Genomic DNA, 7,299 nt, shown 5'->3' on the forward strand with positions numbered 1-7,299 from the left:
ACTCATTAATTTCCGTGTCATCGGCAGTATGCCATCCATGGAAGAACTGGAAAATCCACGGGCAGCACTGGCCGCAGAAGTAATTGCGGATGATGGTACCATTCTGGGTAAATACTACCAGGTAGACCGTTCCAGCAGCGACTATAATGAGATCTCCCAAAATGTGATCAACGCGCTGATAGCCACCGAAGAAACCAGGTTTTACGATAATTCCGGTATTGACCCTAAAGGCACACTGGCCATCCCTTTTTACCTGCTGATCGGTAAAAAACGTGGTTCCAGTACCATTACGCAACAGCTGGCCCTGAACCTGCAAACAGATAACCTGGGCAAACAACGTTCCGGCAACCCGATAGGCCGTGCCTTCCAGAAAATACAGGAATGGATTATTGCCGTAAAACTGGAAAGAAACTTTACCAAACAGGAAATTCTGACCTTGTACCTGAACACCGTGGCTTTCGGAGATAACGTGTATGGTATAGAAAACGGCGCCAGAACCTTTTTTAGCAAAGATGCCGGTCATTTATCCATAGAAGAAGCCGCTATACTAGTCGGTATGCTGAAGGGAAATACCATCTACAATCCCCGTCGTAATCCGCAATATGCACTCGTACGCCGTAATACGGTGATTGACAACATGCAGAAAGCCGGCTTTATCACCCCGGGAGAAGCAGCATCTGCTAAAGGAAAACCGATTGTACTGCACTACAATAAAATTGATCACAACAAAGGACTGGCCCCTTATTTCCGGGAAGTACTGCGTGATGAACTCAAAACCTGGTGCAAAAACCATAAAAAATCAGACGGTTCAGAATACAACCTTTACCGGGATGGTCTGAAAATATATACCACCATCAACCCAAGAATGCAATTGTATGCGGAAGAGGCAGTAGCCAAACACCTGGCAGTGCTGCAAAAATCGCTCAATGCGCAAAACGACGTTAAAACCGGCAGTGTTTGGAAAAAATGGCCTAAATACCTGGAGCAGTTCATGAAAGAATCAGATCGGTATAAGTCCATGAAAGAGGAAGAAGCCGATGATTCTACTATTACCAGGGTGTTCAATACGCCTACCCGCATGAAGGTATTTGGCTGGAAAAGTTCTACGGAACCAGACCTGAATGAAATAGATACCGTGATGACGCCCATGGATTCCATCAAATATACCCGCGCCATTTTACAGGCCGGCTTTATGGCTATGGATCCGGAAAGTGGTGAAGTAAAAGCATGGGTAGGCGGGCCGGATTTCCGTTATTTCAAAAACGACCACGTTGCTAAAACCCGCCGTCAGGTTGGTTCTACATTTAAACCATTCCTGTATTGCTTTGCTATCATGAATGGAATGTCGCCTAACACCATATTGCCCAACGAACCTATCAACATCAACGGCTGGACGCCGCACAACTCTGAAGGTAGCACCGGTGGCAGTATCACTATGGCAGGCGCACTGGCTAAGTCACTCAACCTGGTAGCAGCGTATCTGATCAAACAGTTTGGCGCCAAACCATTTGCCGATTTCGCCAAAAATAAAGTGGGCTTCAGCAGCGATATCCCTGCGTATCCGGCTATTGCTCTGGGTGCCGTGGAAATTTCCCTGTATGAACTGTTGCAGGGCTATACGATGTTCCCTGCAAGAGGTATTAATACCAAACCTATTTATATTACCCGCATAGAAGACAGGAATGGCAACATTCTCGAAACATTTGCACCGGTAAAACGTGAAGTAATCAGTGAAAAAGAATCCTATACCATGGTGAAAATGATGGAAGGGGTAGTAGCGCCTGGTGGTACTGGTGCGCGTATCCGTTCCCGTTATAATATCCAGGGTGAAATAGCTGGTAAAACTGGTACGACCAACGATAATACTGATGGCTGGTTTATGGGATACACACCTAAAATACTGGCGGGTGCCTGGGTGGGTTGCGAAAATAACTTTATCCACTTCAGCACTACTGCTATCGGACAGGGTGCCAACACCGGGTTACCTATCTGGGCTTATTTTATGCAGAAAGTATATGCCGATCCTACCCTGAAGATCAGCGCGAATGACCATTTCCCGGTTCCGCTGAATATGAGTGAGGATGATATCTACATGAATTATGAATCCAATGTGAAACCAGGCGCGGAATCAGAAAACGTAGGTAATGGGTCTGCAGATGATTATGGCTCCGGTGATGCCAACGATTTCGCTACGCCAGGTGCAGAGAAAGCGGAACCCGCTCCGGCCACTACACCGAAGAAAGACGAGGCGAAAGATAAACCAAAGGCTACGATGCCGGCTCCGCCTAAAAAGAACGACAATTAATCTGGAAGCATAAAGCTAAAGGCATAAAGCAAAAAGCTATTGAAGCGAATGATCAATGCGAATGTTATTTTCGCTAAAATCATTCGCTTCAATAGCTTTTTGCTTTATGCCTTTTGCTTTACGCCTATAATACTTCCGCTTATATATTTTATCTGCCAATAAACAAACTGCTGCGGGTGATCTCGTCCTATTTATTAGCTTCATGACACCAAACCATTAAAAAAAGCACCATGAAGTATGCATTTAAAGCACTGCTATTGGCAGGGCTATTACCGCTTGCAGCCCTGGCACAGGACAGTACCCAATTTATCAAGGGCTCCTGGGCAACACTTACCGCTAAAGCCAGGAAAGAACATAAACCCATTTTTATTGACACTTATTTCGAAGGCTGCCATGCCTGTAAAGACATGGAAGTAAAAGTGTTTCCACGTCCGGATGTGAAAAAATACATGGAGGAAAACTTTGTATGCACCGGGTACGATGTATTCAAGGAAGAATTCGGAAAAGAGCTGTGCGCCAAGTACTTCATGACCGGATTCCCTACCTACCTGATTATTTCCGGAGAGGGTAAGCTCATTAATACGGGCATGGGCTACCAGGAAGTCCCCGATTTCCTGAAGTTCCTGCAAACAAATATTGAAAGATATAAGGGAGGAGAGTCCCTGACAGGCTTCGGTAACAGCCTGAAAAGAGATGATCCGGAATTTTATACGACGTTCTTTTTCGCAAAAGACCGGAAGTATCCGAACGCGGAAGTAGTAAAGGAATACCTGTTAAAGCAGCAGGAGAAAGACTTTTTCAAAGAATCTGTGTTTAAAGCAATGCAGGTGGCCGGTAATTTACCTGATAACTATAGAACGTTTTTTCTTAAAAACAGGGAGACTTATGATGCCCGTTTCGGCAAGGCCCTGAGCGACAATATTCTTAAAAGATTGTTCCGGCAGGATATGGCAGCTTTGCCCAAAGAACTGGATGAAAAGGCGTTTGATACCTTTTTGGCAAAGCAGCAAACGATTTACAGTGCAGCTGACTGGCCCGAAGCACAGATGTACTATGCTGAAAACTATCTGTATAAGACCTGCAAAAATGGAAAAGCCTTCCTCGATTTCGCCATTGCGCACAATGACCGCGACAACAATCGGATCCGCTATATGACCTTCTACCTGGGGGGCGATATGACCAAAGATCCATCTCTGAAAGAATTATATATTAAATGGGCGGAACCCGCGCTGACGGAAAATTCCAGTCTGGAAGCATTAAGTTCCGTGGCTTATATGTGTGTGGAAAGAGACCATAAAGCACAGGCGAAAAAATATTTTACCTGGCTCGTAGCGAGGGCGCAGGCAATGGGTGAACCAGCTGATAGCTATAAGGAGCAGTTGGCAAAGCTGAATTAGTCAGGAAAAAGCTGAAAGCATAAAGCAAAAAGCTATTAAAGCGAATGACCTAAGCGAAGATGTAATATCTGCTTAGGTCATTCGCTTTAATAGCTTTTTGCTTTATGCTTTCAGCCTTATGCTACTGCTTTGTTTACCAAAGCTGCAGCTTCGCTTAATAAAATTGCTGACTGTACTTTCAGACCACTTTCTTCGATCAGTATTTTTGCTTCGGCAGCATTAGTACCCTGCAAACGTACGATGATAGGAACGGTGATGTTGCCGATAGATTTGTAAGCATCGATAACACCCTGAGCTACACGGTCGCAACGAACAATACCACCGAAGATATTGATCAGGATTGCTTTTACCTTAGGATCTTTCAGGATGATACGGAAACCTGCTTCTACGGTTTGTGCGTTGGCAGTACCGCCTACGTCCAGGAAGTTAGCTGGCTCACCACCACTCAGTTTGATCATATCCATGGTAGCCATAGCCAGACCTGCACCGTTTACCATGCAACCTACGTTACCGTCCAGTTTCACGAAGTTCAGGTTAAATTTGCTGGCTTCTACTTCAGTAGGATCTTCTTCTGAAATATCACGCAGTGCTTCCAGGTCGGGATGACGCATCAGGGAGTTGTCGTCCAGGTTTACTTTAGCATCTACAGCAATGATTTTTTCGTCACTGGTTTTGAACAGCGGGTTGATTTCCAGCATGCTGCAATCCAGTCCTACGTATGCGTTATACAGGTTGGTCACAAATTTCACCATGTTTTTGAACGCTTCACCGCTTAAACCGAAGTTGAAAGCAATGTTACGTGCCTGGAAAGGCTGCAGGGTCATATTTGGCTTTACCCACTCTTTAAATATTTTTTCCGGGGTGCTGTGTGCTACCTCTTCGATATCCATACCACCTTCTGTGGAGTACATGATAACATTCTGGCTTTTAGCACGATCCAGCAGGATAGACAGGTAGAATTCTTTTACAGGGTTAGCGCCTGGATAGTAAACATCCTGTGCTACCAGTACTTTGTTCACCAGTTTACCAGCATCGCCGGTTTGGATGGTTACCAGGGTACCGCCCAGTATATTACCTGCTATGGTTTTGATATCTTCTGCATTTTTTCCTACTGCCACACCTCTTTGTTCCGTACCACGGATCTTACCTTTTCCGCGTCCACCCGCGTGAATCTGGGCTTTTACAACGGCAAATTCATTACCAAATTGCACTTTCAGCTGCTTGTATGCTTCCGCAGCCGCTTCAGGGGTATCCACCGGGATGCCTTCCTGTACCGGTACATTATATTTTTTCAACAGTTCTTTAGCCTGGTACTCGTGTAAGTTCATCGGAATAAAATTTGCCGCTAAATTAGGTCATTATGATTTAAATATAAAACTGCAGTCATTTGTGAATTAAAAAATAACTTTGCGCGGGTTTGTTTTTTAAATCCGACTTTTAATTAATGTATAAACAGATGAGTGAACTAACAGCAAAGATCACAGCAGCGGGGGAATATATCAGCAAATTTTGGCAGGACAAGCCGGTAGCGGGCATTATATTGGGCAGCGGATTGGGTAACCTGACCGCTGAAATTGAAGATAGTGTGGAGATTCCATACAGCGACATCCCACATTTTCCCGAATCTACGGTAGAGGGGCATTCTGGTAAATTAATCCTTGGATACATGCAGGGTAAGCCTGTAGTGGCCATGGCAGGGCGTTTTCACTTTTATGAAGGATTCTCCATGCAACAGGTAACTTTTCCTGTCCGGGTGATGAAAGCACTGGGAATCCATACATTATTTATTTCCAACGCTGCCGGAGGCATGAATCCGGCCTTTAACGTGGGCGATCTGATGATTATCCGGGATCATATTAACCTGCAGCCGGAACACCCGCTGCGTGGTAAAAATGAAGATACCCTGGGGCCCCGTTTCCCGGATATGAGCGAACCATACGCCAAAACACTGATTGATACCGCCTGTAAAATTGCGGCAGCCAACAATATATCTTTACATAGCGGCGTATATGTAGGCGTGCAGGGGCCTACCTTTGAAACCAGGGCAGAATACAAATACATGCATATCATCGGCGGCGATGCCGTAGGTATGAGTACCGTGCCTGAAGTAATTGTAGCGGCACATGCCGGCCTGAAAGTATTTGCCATGAGTGTGATTACCGATATCGGTATCAGAGAGGAAGAAAATGTGATTACCCATGAAGAAGTACTGGCAGCTGCCAAAGCAGCAGAACCTAAGTTAACACTTATCTTTAGTGAATTAATCCGGCAACTATAAACGCTTTTGTTACTTTCGGATGAGGCAAATTTTCATTTTCATAGCCCTGCTGTTTTTTTGCGGGAATCAATTAAAGGCCCAGTTTAACTCTGGACGCCTGAATAATATGGGTGGCGGCGGAGGCGGCAGCAGTAAAATGCAGCGCGATACCGGAAAGCACGAACATGAGCTGGATACGCTAACCATTTCCTATCAGCTCCTCGGTGACCCAAACTATTATAAAATAGACTCGTCTGTAGCTGACTTTCAAACCAACTACCTGAGAGTGCCGTCGAATTATACCACCACCGGTAACACTGGTGGCGCTGCGTATAATATGATCTACTCGCCCATTATGAAACCCGGATTTGACGCCGGTTTTCATTCATACGACGTTTATTCCAATTCCCACAAGGATGCCCGCTTTTACTATACTACCCGCCCTTACACAGAGCTGCAGTACCTGGTAGGCAGCAAACAGGAACAGGTAATCGGATTGTCGCACACACAAAACCGTACGGAACGTTTCAATTTTGCTTTCGACTACCGCAAAATAAACGCCCCCGGATATTATCGCACCCAGAATACCAATCACGATATTTACCGGTTTACAGCCCGATATCAGAGCAAAAACAAGCGTGCCCACACCTACATGAGCTTCTACTACAATAAGATCAATGGTGGGGAGAATGGAGGGCTCAGGTACGATTCTTTAATGCAGGATGCCAACTACAAACAACGTAAAACGCTGCCCGTAAATCTGGGAAATAACACTTCTCAGGCATACGCCTTCTTTGGCGGTGGCGCGTTGCCGGTGAAATCCAGTTACCGGGAAACCGGATTCCTTATTCAGCAACAGTACGACTGGGGCAGGGGCGACAGTATTCATGTAAATGATACCCTGGATATTTACAGGTACGAGCCGGTATTCCGCGTGCAGTACACGTTTAATTATCAGAATGATGATTACGGGTTCATCGATAGCAGCCCGGACACCGCATTTTATACCACGCACTATAATTTTACTCCCGGCGATACCGTTAATGCGAGGCACAAGTGGAAGCTGATTTCCAATGACATCTCCCTGATACAATTCCCGGTACGGGGTAACCAGGCGCATTTTATTAATGTGGGCGCCCGGTTTGAAAGTCTTACCGGTACCTTCCTGGATGCCGATATTAATTTCACTAACCTGGCTGTACATGGCGAATACCGAAACAAAACCCGTAACCAGAAATGGGATTTCTCTGCCCGCGGTGAATTTTATGCCTTGGGGCAAAATGCCGGAGATTATGGGGTATATGGTATGTTACGCCGGCATATTAATGATCTTTTGGGAG

The 7,299-nt window shown here is 45.5% G+C and carries 5 protein-coding genes; 4 read left to right on the plus strand and 1 reads right to left on the minus strand.

The annotated features are described in order from the left end of the window. Both VIP81_RS06420 and VIP81_RS06425 read left to right on the plus strand, forming a co-directional pair. On the plus strand, positions 1-2,305 hold a 2,305-nt coding region (locus VIP81_RS06420; protein WP_331957644.1), incomplete at its 5' end, for a transglycosylase domain-containing protein. Positions 2,306-2,535: 230 nt separating this feature from the next. Next, positions 2,536-3,702 (plus strand): thioredoxin fold domain-containing protein, encoded by a 1,167-nt coding sequence (locus tag VIP81_RS06425; RefSeq protein WP_331957645.1) that lies wholly within the window; start codon positions 2,536-2,538, stop codon positions 3,700-3,702. A gap of 116 nt (positions 3,703-3,818) precedes the next feature. Here the strand turns inward: VIP81_RS06425 and sucC are convergent, their stop codons facing one another. Further along, complete coding sequence (gene sucC, locus VIP81_RS06430; protein ID WP_331957646.1) at positions 3,819-5,030, minus strand: ADP-forming succinate--CoA ligase subunit beta; 1,212 nt, start codon at positions 5,028-5,030, stop codon at positions 3,819-3,821. Between the two features lie 128 nt (positions 5,031-5,158). On the opposite strand from sucC, the gene VIP81_RS06435 reads away from it, so the two are divergent. Further along, positions 5,159-5,980 (plus strand): purine-nucleoside phosphorylase, encoded by an 822-nt coding sequence (locus tag VIP81_RS06435; protein ID WP_331957647.1) that lies wholly within the window; start codon positions 5,159-5,161, stop codon positions 5,978-5,980. 19 nt (positions 5,981-5,999) lie between these two features. Next, the coding region (locus VIP81_RS06440; protein ID WP_331957648.1) for a putative porin at positions 6,000-7,299 on the plus strand (1,300 nt) is incomplete at its 3' end.

The organism is Chitinophaga sp., from assembly GCF_036566945.1.
In the GTDB taxonomy this organism is placed as follows: Bacteria; Bacteroidota; Bacteroidia; order Chitinophagales; family Chitinophagaceae; genus Chitinophaga.